We start from the raw sequence: 14,312 nt of genomic DNA, 5'->3' as shown, positions 1-14,312 counted from the left end.
GTGCGCGCAGATACTCCGCGGCTTGCCGCGGGGGCATTCATTACTTTGGCTTGAGCAGTCAGCGCCAGATCCGCACCTGCTGCTCCTCGGCGGCCTGCATCGCGGTACCGGCCTTGCAGTCGAAGGCGGTGCCGAACGCGGGCAGGTTGACCAGCGGGCCGTTGGCGCGCCACTGGCCGGGCGCCTGCACGCTGCTGGCCGCCATGCGGTTGGCCACGTCCGGTGACATCTGCTGCCGCCACAGCTGGGCCCATGCCTCGAAGAACGCCTGCGCGGACTCCTTGGGCAGTTCGGCATTGGTGGTGGTGAGCGCGTCCCACGCCAGTTCCACGCCGGCCAGGTCGGCGGCGTTCTCGTCGCGGGTCTGGGTGCCGTTGACCATCAGCGCGGTCGCGGCGGGATAGGCGTAGCCGCTGTACTGGCCGGACAGGCGGTTGGCGAGATCGGTCCATGCGGCCTCGTCGCCCTCGTTCCACCAGGTGCGGACGTTGCCGGCGGCATCGACCACGCGCCCGCGGATGTCGATGCTGCGGCCGAGCTCGTGCCCGACCAGCGCGCCGTAGCTGCCGTAGTGCGCGGCGGCGTCCTTCGTCATGTCGAGCACCGGCGGCTGCAGCACCGCCGCGGACACGATCAGCCGGTTCTGGGCGATGTCGTACGCCAGCGCCGGCTGCTGCGGCAGCACGTCCCAGCGCTGGTCGGCGTTGCTCCGGCCGATGCGCCGCATCTCCTCGCGGTGGCGCCAGGTGGACGCGATCAGCATGTTGCCGCCGAAGCTGCCGCGCCCCATCGGCTGCACGCTGTAGTCGAGGTCGTGCTGGGGCGCGCCGATCTCGATCCGCAGCGTCTCGATCTTGCTGCGCGCCTCGGCCTTGGTCGGCTTGCTCATCCAGGCGCTGCGATCGATGCCGCGCAGCAGCGCGTCTCGGACCTCGGTGGCGATGGTGGTTGCGCGCAGGCGGGCGCCCTCGGGCAGATGCCTGGCCACGTACTCGCGGCCGAGCATCGGCCCCGCGGCCTTGTTGATCGCGTTCAGCACCTGCGTCTGCCGCGGCAGCGGCTCGGACTGGCCGCGCAGCACGCGGCCGTGGAACTCGAACTCGGCCTCGCGGAAGGTCCTGGACAGGTACGGCGCCATGGCATTGCCGACATGGAAGCGCAGATAGGATTTCCACTGCGCCGGCTTCACGCTGCCGACCAGTTCGTCGAGCCGGGCGAACAGCGCCGGATTGGCCATCGACACCGTCTCGGCCTGGATGCCGTTGGTCTCCAGGAACTCGTCCAGCTGCAGGCGCTTGTACTGCTTGTCGAAACCCGCGGTCGGCACCGGTGCGTAGTTGTTGCGGGGGTCGCGGGCGAGGGTGATCGCGCGCCAGTGCCGCGCGATCTCGGTCTCCAGGTCGATCACCGCCGCCGTCTCGGCGTCGAGCGACTTCTCCTCGACCCCGGCCAACGCCAGGATGCTGCGCACGTAGTCGCGATAACGGTCGAGGATCGCCTTGGTGTCGGCGTCGTCGCGGGTGTAGTACGCGGGGTCGGGCAGGGCGAGGCCGCCCTGGGTGAAGTAGCCGATGTGGCGCGTCAGGTCGGCCAGGTCGACGTCGGCATTGAAATTGAACACCACCGGGATGCCGACCTGGTGCAGCGCCGCGATCGCCGGCGGGATGTCGCGGGCGCGGCGGATGGCGTCGATGCGCGAGAGCAGCGGCGCGATCGGCTGCGCCCCGTCCGCCTCTACCGCGGCCTCGTCCAGGCCGCTGGCCCAGAAATCGCCGAGCAGCTGCTGCACGTTGTTCTGCGGCGACTGCATCGCCGCGTCGAGCAGCTCGCGCTGCTGCTGCAGGGCCAACGCCTGCAGCTCGCCCAGCGCCGACACGCTGCCCGAGCCCACGATCATGTTCGCGGTCAGCCAGTCCTTGTTGACGAAGCTGTAGAAGTCGGTGCAGGCCGTGGGCCCGTCGGGCGCCTTGGCCGCGCCGCGGCGCTGGGCGCCGGCGTCGGTGGCGAACATCCCGATCGCCAGGCAGGCGACCAGGGCGTGGGTGAGCGGTTTGGCGTTGGGCATCGCGGAATCCATCGAAACGATCGCGGGAGTCTAGCAAGCCCCGCGGTGCTGAACGCGACCGCCATGCACATAAAAAGAAGGGCCCGACGGATGTCGGACCTTTCTTTCGTGGCGTGCCTGCGCGACCTCAGCCGCGGATGGTCACCAGATGACGATGCGCGCCTCGCCGTCGCGCACCATGGCATCGGCCGGCTTGCAGCCGAAGGCCGCGGCGAAGGCCGGCAGGTTCGAGGGCGCGCCCGCGGCGCGGAAACCGGCCGGGGCGTGCGAGTCGGTCGCCAGGCGCACCTTCAGCTCCTCGGGCGTGAAGTTGCGGCGCCAGACGGTGGCCCAGTTGAGGAAGAAGCGCTGGTCCTGGGTGAGGCCGTCGATCATCGGATCCTCCTCGCCCTCGCGCGCGCGCTGCAGGGCGTCGTAGGACACCGCCAGGCCGCCGAGGTCGGCGATGTTCTCGCCCAGCGTCAGCTTGCCGTTGACGAACTGTCCCGGCGCCGCCTCGTAGCCGTTGAACTGCTCGATCAGCCGGTCGGTCAGCGCCTTGAAGCCGGCCGAGTCCTGCTCGGTCCACCAGTTCTCGAAGTTGCCGCTGGGGCCGAAGCGGCTGCCCTGGTCGTCGTAGCCGTGGATCATCTCGTGGCCGATCACCGCGCCGATGCCGCCGTAGTTGACGGCGTCGTCGGCCTCCGGATCGAAGAACGGCGGCTGCAGGATCGCGGCCGGGAACACGATCTCGTTGCGCTGCGAGCTGTAGTACGCGTTCACCGTCTGCGGCGGCATGAACCACTCGTCCGGATCGACCGGCTGGCCGATCTTGTCGATGTTCCAGCGGTAGTTGAACGCGTTGGCGGCCAGCACGTTACCGATGTAGCTGTCGCGGCCGGTCTCCAGCCCGCTCCAGTCGCGCCACTTGTCCGGGTAGCCGATCTTGGGCTTGAAGGTGGCCCACTTCTCCATTGCCTTCTGCTTGGTCTCCTCGCCCATCCACTCGAGGTTCTCGATGCGGACCTTCAGTGCATCGCTCAGGTTCTTCACCAGCTCGTCCATGCGCGTCTTCGATTCCGGCGGGAACGCGACCTGCACGTACAGCTGGCCGAGCGTCTCGCCGACCTGCGAATTGATGGTGCCCAGGGTGCGTTTCCACTCCGGCTCGATTTCCTGCTGGCCGCGCAGGGTCTTGCCGTAGAAGTCGTAGTTGGCCTGCACGAAGTCGTCCGACAGGAACGGCGAGGCGCGGTCGACGGTGCGGAAGCGCAGGTAGGCCTTCCAGGTGTCGACCGGCACGTCGGCGAGCATGGCATCGACTTCCCGGTGGAACTCCGGAATCGCCAGCGAGAACATCTCCGGGGTGTCGATTCCCTGGGACTCGAAGAACCGCGTCCACGGGAAGTTCGGGGTGAGCGCGTCGGCCTCGGCCGGGGTCACCGGGTTGTAGCGCAGCTCGGCGTCGCGGGCGAGCTCGACCCGCGCCCTGGACTTGTCGGCCAGGCGCGTCTCGAAGGCGACGATCGCCTCCGCCTGCGCCGCGGCATCGTCGGCGGTCACGCCGGACAGCGTAAGCACCCGCGCCGCGTGCTCCTGGTAGGCGGCCAGCTTGTCCTTGTGGCCGTCCTCGAAGTAGTAGGTCTTGTCCGGCAGGCCCAGGCCGCCCTGCATCGCGTAGGCGATGTTGACCTTCGAATCCTTGAAGTCCGGGCTGGCACCGAAGCCGAACAGGACGTTCTCGCCGGCGGCGGCGCTGTCGCGCAGATAACCGGCGACGGCCTCGGGGCTGTCGAGCGCATCGATGCGGTCCAGGCGCTCGCGGAGCGGCGCGATGCCCTGTTCCTCGATGCGTGCACGGTCCATGCCGGTGGCCCAGAAATCGCCGGCGATCTTTTCCACGCCGGCGGCGCCTTCGTCCGCGGCGGCCTGTTCGGCGAGCTGGCGCTGTATCGCAAGGGTGCGCTCGCCCAGCATCTCGAACGAACCCCACGAGGTGCGGTCGCCGGGGATGTCGTTGGCGGCCAGCCACTTGCCGTTGGCATGCGCGTTGAAGTCCTGGCAGGCGCCGATCGCCTGGTCCAGGTCGTTGCCCTGGAAGCGGTTGACCGGCGGCAGCGCGCTTTCGTCGAGCGTCAGCACGGGCGCCTGTGTGTCGGCGGCGGCCGTGGCGTCGTCGGGGGCCTCGCGGTTGCAGGCGGACAGCGCCAGCGTGACCGCCAGCGACAGGAGAAGGACTTTGGGCTTGGATCTGATCACATGCACGCTCCGCCCCGGCGGGGCATCTGGTGGTTCGGAGGGACCGCCCCGGTCGGGGCATCGGACCACTCTACGCGTCAGGCTCCCGCGCCCGGGGGTGTCGAAGGTCATGGATCGCCGGCGCGCCGGGGTGACGTGGTGCTCCACGCCGTGTCTGGAGTCGCTTCGTAGCGGCCTGCCCGGAGATCCGCCTCGCACCGTCATCCCGGCCTGCGCCGGGATGACGGGTGTCTCCAGCGGTCTGCCGGTCTGCGGAAGTGCCGCGGCTGACCGGCATTGCCGGCGTCCCTGCGCCTCCGATCGCCGGCAGCCGCGGATTCGCCGGCCTCAGCGCAGCAGCAGCACCGGGACCAGACAGCTGCGGATCATGGCGGTGGTGGTGCTGCCGACGATCAGCCGGCGGATCTTCGAGTGCCCGTAGGCGCCCATCACCAGCAGGTCGATGCCGTGCTTGCGCACGTGGTTGCCGATGACCGACTCGGCGTCGCCGGCGGCGATCGAGGCATGCACCTGGAAACCGGCCTCCGCCAGCACGCCGCTGGCCCAGGCCTGCGCCTCGCGCAGCGCGTCGTTGCCTTCGCCGGCGCTGACCAGGTGGCAGGGCAGGTCGCGGAACAGCGGACTGCGCGCGACCATCTGCACGCACTTGCGCGTGGTCGGGCTGCCGTCGAAGGCGATCGCGAAGCGCGCGACCGGGCGGAACGCGCGCGAGGCGACCAGCAGCGGACGATGCACCGCCCGCGCCACCCGCTCCAGATTGGCGCCCAGGTGGCCCTTGTCGAAATCGGCCGACTCGCCGCGCTTGCCGAGCACCAGCAGCCGCACGCCGGCTTCGAGCCCGGCCAGGGTCTCGGCCAGGCTGCCGTGGCGCTGCAGACTGTCGGCATCGCCGGCGCCGGCCTCGGCCGCGCGCGTGCGGGCCCGCGCCAGCAGCAGGCGGCCACGTTCGGTCGACAGGCGGCTGCGCTTCTCGTCGAGTTCGGCCAGCTCCTGCAGCAGTTCGGCCTGCGCCTCCAGGCCGATGTTGCCGCTGTAGTCGGCCGCGGCGGTCGGATGCGCCTCGCGGTCGAGCACGTGCAGGAACTGCAGCGGCGCGCCGAGCCGCTGGGCGGCCCAGGCGGCGTGGTCGGCGACGCTGTCGGCGTAGACCGAGGCATCGACGCAGGCCAGCACCTTGCCGTCGACGGGGATTTCATAGCTGTTCGCGCTCATCTCCGATTCCTCTCCTCAGTGTTCCTCAGTGTCCGCCCATCAGGTGCTCGGCGCCGGGCTTGTCGTGCACGCCCAGCCGGTCGACCAGTGTACGGCTGGCCTCGTCCATGCCCACCAGCTCGACCTCGGTGCCCTCGCGGCGGAACTTGAGCACCACCTTGTCCAGCGCCCCGACCGCGCTCAGGTCCCAGAAGTGTGCATCGGACACGTCGATGCGGACGCGATCCAGCACCTCGCCGAAGTCGAACGAAGCGATGAAGCTCTCCGCCGAGGCGAAGAATACCTGCCCGGTCACGGTGTAGTGCCGCGCCGCGCCGTCCTCGGCCGAGACCGAGCCGACGTGCAACACCTGGCCGACCTTGCGGGCGAAGAACAGCGCCGACAGCAGCACGCCGGTCAGCACGCCCTTGGCCAGGTCGTGGGTCAGCACCGTGACCACCACGGTGGCGATCATCACCAGGCTGGAGGTCTTCGGATGGGTACGCAGGTTGGCGACCGAGCGCCAGTTGAAGGTACCGATCGACACCATGATCATCACCGCCACCAGTGCCGCCATCGGGATCATGCCCACCCAGTCGCTGGCGAACACCACCATCAGCAGCAGGAACACGCCCGCGGTCAGGGTCGACAGGCGGCCGCGGCCGCCGGATTTCACGTTGATCACCGACTGCCCGATCATCGCGCAGCCGGCCATGCCGCCGAGGAAACCCGCGGCGATGTTGGCCACGCCCTGGCCCTTGGCCTCGCGGTGCTTGTCGCTGGGCGAGTCGGTCAGGTCGTCGACGATGCTCGCGGTGAGGAAGGACTCCAGCAGGCCGACGACCATCAGCGTCAGCGAGACCGGCAGGACGATCCGCAGCGTGTCCAGGTTCCACGGCACATCGGGCAGCAGGAATACCGGCAGGCTGTCGGGCAGCTCGCCCTTGTCGCCGACGGTGGGCACCTCGATGCCGAACAGCAGCGCCGCCGCGGTCAGCAGCACGATCGCCACCAGCGGCGACGGGATCGCGCGGGTGAGCTGCGGCAGCCCATAGATGATCCCCAGGCCGATCGCGACCATCGGATACACCATCCACGGCACCGCGATCAGCTCCGGGACCTGCGCCAGGAAGATCAGGATCGCCAGCGCGTTGACGAAGCCGGTGATTACCGAGCGCGAGACGAAGCGCATCAGGTCGGCCAGGCGCAGGTAGCCGGCGGCGATCTGCAGCACGCCGGTGAGGACGGTCGCCACCAGCAGGTACTGCAGGCCGTGGTCGCGCACCAGGCCGACCATCAGCAGCGCCATCGCGCCGGTGGCGGCGGAGATCATGCCCGGGCGGCCGCCGGTGAAGGCGATCACCACGGCGATGCAGAACGAGGCGTACAGCCCGACCTTGGGATCGACGCCGGCGATGATCGAGAAGGCGATGGCCTCGGGGATCAGCGCCAGCGCGACCACCAGGCCGGCAAGCAGATCGGCGCGGACGTTCGGAAACCATTCCGCGCGCAGGTTGGAAAATGTCATGGGGGGCAGGATCCTGGGCCGCGGCCGTGGGTACGGGCGGTCGATGGGAGACGGTCGGGGAGGCGGAGCGGAACGCCGGCGGTGCGCGCGGCGGATACCAGGACGCTAAGGTGGCGTCGTCCGGGCAGCTGCGGACATCACGCCCGACACGGAGCGGTTGTCGCGCGGGGCGGTCCTGCCGGGTGCGAAGATCGACGGTTGCTGCATCGCAACATGGTAACAGGTTCGACCCGTTGCCGGACGTCGCCTTCGACCGCCACGGCTCAGCGCCTGTGCGTGGTCGCCGTCAGCGACAGCAGCAGGAAACCGCCGACGATGCCGACGTTTTTCATGAAGTGCAGCAGCTGGGCATCGCGGTCGACGCCGGACACCGACCAGAAGGGATGCGCCAGCACCGCGTCGACGGCCATCAGCAGCGCCGCGGCCAGCGCCGTCCAGCGCAGCTTCCAGCCGAATGCGATCAGCAGCCCCAGCAGCAGTTCCGCGGTGCTGAAGGTCAGGGTGGCGCCGCTGGTCGACGCGCCCTGCCAGGCGCCCCACAGGCGCCAGCCGCCCATCACGACGAACACGCCGGCCAGCAGCAGCCGCGGCAGTACGATTGCGGGATTATCCTGGCGCATGCGGGCGATCTCCGGTGTTGTGGACTCCGGCAACATCGTGTCACAGACGCGTGCCGATCTCACCGGGCGGACCTAGGCGGTCGCGGCATCCGCTGCGCGTTGGCTGCGGTCGCGGCCCTCGTGCTTGCCGCGATACAGGGCGGCGTCGGCACGCTGCACCAGGTCGACCGGGCCGGACTCGCGCTTCGGATCGAACGTGGCCATGCCGATGGTGAGGGTGATCCAGGGCGCGATCTCGGAACCGAGGTGCGGGATCCCCAGTGCGCGGACATCGCGGATGATCGCCTCGGCGAGGGCGGCGGCGGCGGCGGCCGAGGTCTCGGGCAGGATCGCCGTCAGCTCGTCGCCGCCGTAGCGCGCGGCGAGGTCGCGCGGACGGCGTGCGTGCACGCCGATCACATTGGCGATCCGGCGCAGGACATCGTCGCCGGCCTGGTGGCCGTAGCGGTCGTTGTAGTGCTTGAAGTGATCGACATCGACCAGCAGCAGCGACAGCTGCCGGCCGGAGCGCTGTGCCGCCTTCAGTTCGCGCGTCAGCGTGAGGTCGAACATGCGGCGGTTGGCCAGGCGGGTCAAAGCGTCCGAATGCGCCAGGCGCTGCGACTGCCGCAGGCGCGACAGCGTCCACACCAAGTAGCCGGCCGCCAACACCGCCAGCGTCGGCGTCGGCTGGAACCAGTAGCGGCCGTAGCGCAGCAGCAGCGCGCAGCAGAGCAGCGTCGCGGCGGCGGCCAGAACGGAGACGATCCACGGCCGCCTCCACGGGCTGCGTTCGCTGTACAGCGCCAGCGGCAGCAGCGCGAGCGCGATCGACAGCAACCACTGCCGTAGCCCGGAGAGCGGAATGATCGCCTGCCCGGTGGTCAGCGCGTTGAGCACGTTGGCGTGGTACTCGGTGGCCGAGAGCCGCGGGCCGCCGCCGGTCAGCGGCGTCAGCAGGCCCTGGTCGATGCCGGCGGCGGTCACGCCCACCAGGATCCAGCGATCGCGCAACAGCGCGTCGTCGACCGCGCCGTCGAGCACGTCTAGGTAGGACGCCTGCGCGAATGCACCGTGCGGGACGAACGGGACCATGATGTGATGGTCGCGCACCCACTGATAGGGCGCGGCATGCTGCCGTCGCGGATTGCGCAATCCCGGCAGCGCGCGGTCGGCGTCGGTTCCGGCACGCGTATCCAGCAGTGCCACTGCCAGCGAGGGCCAGTGCGCCGAGCCCAGCCCGGCGCGGAGATAGGTGTGGCGCGCGATGCCGTCATGATCGATCTTCGCGTCCACGTGGCCGAGCCCGGCGGCGGCCTCGATCAACGGGGGCATCGGCATCACCTCGATCAGCATGCCGCCCGGTTCGGCGGGTTCGGCCATGACCGGCAGGACGGTGTTGCCGCTTTCGGCGAGTGCCAGGGCGAGCAGGGCATCGCCGGCGGGATCGTCGCGGGCCGGTTCGGCGAATACGACGTTCAGGGCGATTCCGCGCGCTCCGGCTCGCTGCAGGCGGTCGACGAGCTCGGCATGGACGCCGCGCGACCACGGCCAGCGCCCGAGTTCGGACAGGCTGCGCTCGTCGATCGCCACGATCACGATGCGCTCGTCCGCCGGCTGCTCGAAACGCGACAGCAGGGTGTCGTAGACCCAGGTGTCGACGCGCCAGGTCAGTTGCTGCGACAGCAGCGCGCCGACGCACAGCACGGCGAGCAGGCCGATCAGCAGACGCGCCGCCAGATCGCGTTGGCGCCCGACGCGCATGCTCAGAGCACCAGCAGCAACAGGCCGGCGGCGCCCAGCGCGATCCGGCACGGCAGGCATCCGACCTTGACGCTCTGGGTGGGGCCGAACGGATGCGCGTAGCCATCGCTGTCGATGAGCCGGGTGCGCATGTACCAGGTGCCGGACCGCAGTTCCGGCAGCGCGATCTGGTTCTCGTCCAGGGTGCGTTCGAGTTCGATCCGCGCGAAGTCGGCATCGCGGGACAACTGGAAGTGATAGCGCTGGTCGTCGCCACCGGCGGGCCAGCGGACGTGCAGGTCGCGCCTGCCGCGTTCGACGTCGTCGGCGCCGATCGCCGGCCCCGGCTCCGCTCCGCGCAGGACGAAGCGCACCGGATCGCCGAACGGGCCGTGCTTGCCGGAGGCGTCGGTCGCGCCGACGCGCCAGTAGTACTCGCCCGGCGGCAGCGCGTCCGGCGCGCGATGCTCGTTGCGGCGCAGCCGGTCCAGATCGACCAGGGGGGCGGCGAACGCCGGGTCGCGGTCGACCTGCAGCCGGTAGCGCACGCCGTCGTCCGCGCTCAGGGTCCAGCGGAAGCGCGGGCGCGGACCGGCGGTGCTGCCGTCCTGGATCGGCGCGATCGCGAACGGCGGCGCCGGTTGCGCGGCGATGCGGAAGCCACGGACGGCGTCGCGGCCTTCCAGGCCCCGCGCATCGACCGCCCGCACCCGGGCGTGGAAATCGCCGTCGCCGGGCACCGCCACCTCGGCGCGGGGCGCATCGACCAGCGTGTCCTGCAGCAGCGTCAGGAACTCCGGATCGGCACCGACCTGGAGGCGGTAACCGACGGCGCCGTCGACCACCGGCCAGTCGACGGCGGCCGGCATTCGCTGCAACTCGTCGGGCCAGCCCGACAGGTCGGGTGCCGGCAGCAGCGGACTGGCCGGCAGCGGACGGTTGCCCTGGCCGCTCAGGGTGCCCTGGCCGGCATCGAGTTCCACGCCGCGCCCGCCGCCGCTGACCCGCACGCGCCCGTCCAGCACCTCGGAGCGGGTATGCGAGGCATCGCGGCCGATGCGGAATTCGGTGCCGCGCACGGTGGCCATGGTGCCGGGGGTGTCGACGACGAACTGCGAGGCCGGCCCGCGCGCGCGTTCGACCGAGTTGGTGGTGCGGCCGCGGATCAGCCGCATCCGGCTGTCGACCATGCCGGTGGCGCCATAGGCGCTGAGCTTGTCGAGGTGCAGTTCGCTATCGCCATGCAACAGCAGGCGCGAGCCGTCGGCGAAGTGCAGGGTGAGGTTGGCGTCCGCCGCCGTGCGCAGCACGGTGTCGGCCCCGAACCGCATGTCCGGCGCGATCGGCGAGGCCTCGTCGGGAGCGTCCGCGGGCGCGGCCGTCGCTTCGCCGTGGAGCGCGACGACGGTTGCCTTCGCCGGCTGCACGCGCAGCCAGGCCACCGGGATCCGCAGCTGCGTGCCCGGCGCCATTTGCCATGGATCCTCGACATCGTTGTGCGCCTGCAGACGTTGCCAGCGCACGTCGTGTCGCAGGTAGGTCCGGCTCAGGTCCCAGATCGTGTCTCCGGGGCGGACCCGATAACGCCATTCCTGCGCCGATGCGGCGGTGCTGCCGAGCAAGGCCAGCAGCATCGGCAACAGCCAGACGAGCCGGATAACCGGCGTCGGCGCTGCCCGGCGGGCTCCGTGGCCGTCTGTTGGCGGGGGATTGCGGAGGCTAAGCTTCAAATGCCGACGCCGGTACTTGCACGGCGGCCATTGTAGTGGATGAATGCGCCCGGCCGGATGCGGCCATGAGCGCCGCCGGCACGGTTCGGGCGGCCCATGAGCGCAGGCTCCGTCGGCCGTTGCGGCCGCGGAGAGGACCGGTCGTCGTCAGCGCGGCAGGCGCAACCGGATGCGATGGAAATCGCCGGGGGCGCCGGCGTTGCGGACGAAATAGAGCTCGCGGCGGTCCCACAGCATGGTCGGGTGATATTCGTCCGCCGCGCTGTTGATGCACGGGCCGAGGTTGCGCGCGGTGGCGTAGCCGTCCGGCCCGAGGTGGCTGACGTACAGGTCGCCCCAACCATGGCCGAGGTCGGGAAGGCCGTCGTCGGGCCGGTCCAGGCGCGCGAACAGCAGGGTGCGGCCATCGGGCGAGATTTCCGGGTTGTACTCCCAGCGTTCGGGCGTGTTGACACCGGGGTCGAGCCTGGCCGGCGGCGCGAAGCTGCCGTCCGCACGGCGCTCGCTGCGCCAGATGTCGACGTCCCCGAGCGGTACCGGTGCGTCGACGCGGGCGAAGTACAGGTTGCCGTGCCGGTCGATGCTCGGATACAGCTCGTCCTGGCCCTCGGCGTTGACCTCGTGTCCGAGGTGGACCGGGTCGCCCCAGCCGTGGGCGGTGCGCCGGACCATCCACAGGTCCATGTCGCCGCGCTCGACGCCGTCGTGCGGGCGCATCGACGAGAAGTAAAGCGTGCGCCCGTCGGGCGAGACGAACGGATCCATGTCGGCGTGCAGGCCGGAGAACGGCGCGACCACCGGCTGGCTCCAGCGGTCCCGGGGCAGGCGGTAGGCGGTCATGATCACCGCGCGTTCGCGCGTGCCGGGCCACCAGCCCTTGCTGGTCGACCAGTAGGCGCGCAAGCGGTTCGGGGTGAAGCTGATGCGCCACTGCCAGTCCGCGTCGCTGATGATGCCGGGGGCGAACACTTCCACTGCCGGGCATTGCCGTGGATCGGCGGCGGCCGGAGGCGCCGCGGCGGAAGGACGGACGGTGCAGGCGAGCAGGGCGATCGCCAGGGCGGGAACGAGCAGGCAGGCGTGCATGCGGAATTCCTCGGGGCTAAACCGGGATCGAACATCCCCCCGTACGCGGGCCGCGGCCATCGCGCCGGGACCAACCGCATGCAGGCGGTGACGAACGGTCACCGGGCGGTTGCAAGCGCCCGCGGCCGGTCGCAGCATGCGGTGGATGCGCGGGAACACGCTCAAGCTCCTGATGGCGGTGGTCGGCTGGTGGACGCTGTACGGCCTGCTGCTGGCCGGACAGTTGCTGGGCATGGAAGGCCCCGACGGCGGCGTCATGCCGGCCGCGCACGCCCTGCGGCTGGGCCTGGCATCGGGGCTGATGTGGATTCCGCTGACCTGGCTGCTGCTGTGGTGGGTGCGGCGCTGGCCGATCGAGCGCGGCAGGTTGTCGCGCTCGATCGCGGCCACGACCGCGATGGTGCTGCTGATGGTGGTGCTGCGTGCGGCCGCGGTGGCGGTGTTGAATCCATGGATCGGCTGGTATCAGCAATTGCCTGCGGTACCGGCGCTGCTGTGGACCAGCTTCGGCAACAACTTCCTGCTGCTGTGGCTGATGGTCGGTGTCGCCCACGTCTGGCTGTACGCGCACCGGGCGCAGGCGCGCGAGCGCGAGGCGGTGCAGTTGCAGGCGCGGCTCACCGAGACCCGCCTCGATGCGCTGCGCGCGCAACTCAATCCGCACTTCATGTTCAACGCGCTCAACTCGATCGCCGAGATGGTGCACCGTGACGCCGACGCCGCCGACCGCATGCTGGTCGGCCTGGGCGAACTGCTGCGCAGCAGCCTCGACCACCAGCGCTCGCAGCTGGTGCCGCTGCATGAGGAACTGCGGTTGCTGCGGCATTACCTCGAGATCGAGAAGGTCCGGCTGGGTGAGCGGCTGCGGCTGGAATGGCAGGTCGAACCGGGGCTGGATCACCTGCCGGTGCCGCCGCTGCTGTTGCAGCCGTTGGCGGAGAACGCGATCCTGCATGCGATCGCCGAGAAGAGCGCACCGGGTCTGTTGCGGATCGTCGTCCGGCGCGAGGGCGGACGGCTGTGGCTGGAAGTCGGCGACGACGGCGGCGTCGGTGATGGTGCGGCGACTGCCCGGCACGGTACCGGGCTGCGCAACATCCGTTCGCGGCTGAACTACCTGTTCGGCGACCGGCACGGCTTCGAGATCGGTCCAGGTGATGCCGGCGGCACCATCGTGCGGCTGTGGCTGCCGTGCCCGCCCGAGGAGATGGCGGCATGAACCGGCGCCTGCGCGCGGCCATCGTCGACGACGAGCCGCTGGCGCGGGCGCGGCTGTCGCGGCTGCTGCTGGCAGAGGGCGACGTCGATGTCATCGCCGAGTACGGCGACGGCGTGCAGGCCGCCGCCGGGCTGGCGGAGGCCGCGGTCGACGTCGTCTTCCTCGACGTGCGCATGCCGCATGCCGATGGTTTCGCGATGCTCGAGCGGTTGCCGCCGGCGCGGCGGCCACTGGTGGTTTTCGTCACTGCGTACTCGGCGCATGCGCTGAGAGCGTTCGACGCCTCCGCCGTCGACTACCTGGTCAAGCCGGTGGCGCCGGCGCGGCTGCGCGAGTCGGTGGCGCGGGTGCGGCGGCGGCTGGCGGCGGAGGCGGCCGTCGCGCCGGCGGCATCCGCGGACTATCCGGAACGCCTGGCGGTGCCGGACGGCCAGCGGCTGCGCATGATCAGCGTCGCCGACATCGAGTACGTGCTGGCGCAGGGCAATTACCTGGAGCTGCATCTCGGCGAGCGCACGCTGCTGCTGCGCGAGACCATGGCAGGCTTCGTCCGGCGCCTGGACCCGCAGCGGTTCGTGCGCATCCACCGTTCGCGCATCGTACGCATCGACCTGATCGACCAGATCGAATCTTACGGCGCCGCGCAGTACTGGCTGCGGCTGCGCAACGGCACCTGCATGACCTCCGGACGCAGCTATCGCGAGCCGCTGCGCCGTGCGCTGGGCATCGCGCGCGACCCGGGTTCCCGGGATGAGGACGTGCGGCATACCCGGTGATCCGGGCGCAACGCAGGGCAAGGGTGAAGTGCAATCGCAATTGTGGGAGGGGGGGGGGGGGGGGGGGGGGGAGGGAAAGAGGGAACAGGAGGGCACGTTCCCGCTGCCCGAGGCGCAGCTCGACCGCTTCCTGATGT

10 protein-coding genes are annotated in these 14,312 nt (G+C 70.5%); 2 read left to right on the top strand and 8 right to left on the bottom strand.

The genetic code is table 11. The features are described 5' to 3' along the window. Positions 1-58: 58 nt before the first annotated feature. The 8 genes from AB5T46_RS15810 to AB5T46_RS15775 all read right to left on the bottom strand — a co-directional run bounded on the left by AB5T46_RS15810 (position 59) and on the right by AB5T46_RS15775 (position 12,180). The gene (locus AB5T46_RS15810; RefSeq protein WP_370565005.1) at positions 59-2,065 is read right to left on the bottom strand and encodes a M13 family metallopeptidase; all 2,007 of its coding nucleotides are present in this window, start codon (positions 2,063-2,065) and stop codon (positions 59-61) included. Positions 2,066-2,206: 141 nt separating this feature from the next. Next, complete coding sequence (locus AB5T46_RS15805) at positions 2,207-4,414, bottom strand: M13 family metallopeptidase (protein ID WP_370565004.1); 2,208 nt, start codon at positions 4,412-4,414, stop codon at positions 2,207-2,209. A 216-nt stretch (positions 4,415-4,630) separates the two neighbouring features. After that, on the bottom strand, positions 4,631-5,515 hold the full coding sequence (locus tag AB5T46_RS15800; protein ID WP_370565003.1) for a universal stress protein: 885 nt from the start codon (positions 5,513-5,515) through the stop codon (positions 4,631-4,633). Positions 5,516-5,540: 25 nt separating this feature from the next. Continuing rightward, positions 5,541-7,022, bottom strand: a complete 1,482-nt coding sequence (locus tag AB5T46_RS15795; protein ID WP_370565002.1) for a SulP family inorganic anion transporter — start codon at positions 7,020-7,022, stop codon at positions 5,541-5,543. Between the two features lie 263 nt (positions 7,023-7,285). Next, entirely contained in the window at positions 7,286-7,642 is a 357-nt protein-coding gene (locus tag AB5T46_RS15790) for a hypothetical protein (RefSeq protein WP_370565001.1), read from the bottom strand. Between the two features lie 72 nt (positions 7,643-7,714). Continuing rightward, the gene (locus tag AB5T46_RS15785; RefSeq protein WP_370565000.1) at positions 7,715-9,385 is read right to left on the bottom strand and encodes a CHASE2 domain-containing protein; all 1,671 of its coding nucleotides are present in this window, start codon (positions 9,383-9,385) and stop codon (positions 7,715-7,717) included. A 2-nt stretch (positions 9,386-9,387) separates the two neighbouring features. Next, entirely contained in the window at positions 9,388-10,998 is a 1,611-nt protein-coding gene (locus AB5T46_RS15780; protein WP_370564999.1) for a FecR family protein, read from the bottom strand. 243 nt (positions 10,999-11,241) lie between these two features. Then, complete coding sequence (locus AB5T46_RS15775) at positions 11,242-12,180, bottom strand: TolB family protein (protein WP_370564998.1); 939 nt, start codon at positions 12,178-12,180, stop codon at positions 11,242-11,244. 145 nt (positions 12,181-12,325) lie between these two features. Between AB5T46_RS15775 and AB5T46_RS15770 the strand changes: the two genes are divergently transcribed. Then, positions 12,326-13,399, top strand: a complete 1,074-nt coding sequence (locus AB5T46_RS15770) for a sensor histidine kinase (protein ID WP_370564996.1) — start codon at positions 12,326-12,328, stop codon at positions 13,397-13,399. Continuing rightward, entirely contained in the window at positions 13,396-14,175 is a 780-nt protein-coding gene (locus AB5T46_RS15765; protein WP_370564995.1) for a LytR/AlgR family response regulator transcription factor, read from the top strand. Before AB5T46_RS15770 ends, AB5T46_RS15765 begins: the two co-directional genes overlap by 4 nt. Positions 14,176-14,312: the final 137 nt, after the last annotated feature.

It is taken from the genome of Luteimonas salinilitoris (assembly GCF_041300785.1).
Taxonomy (GTDB): Bacteria; Pseudomonadota; Gammaproteobacteria; order Xanthomonadales; family Xanthomonadaceae; genus Luteimonas; species Luteimonas salinilitoris.
The sequence above is the reverse complement of the archived record's forward strand: the minus strand, read 5'-3'. Positions and strand labels throughout refer to the sequence as shown.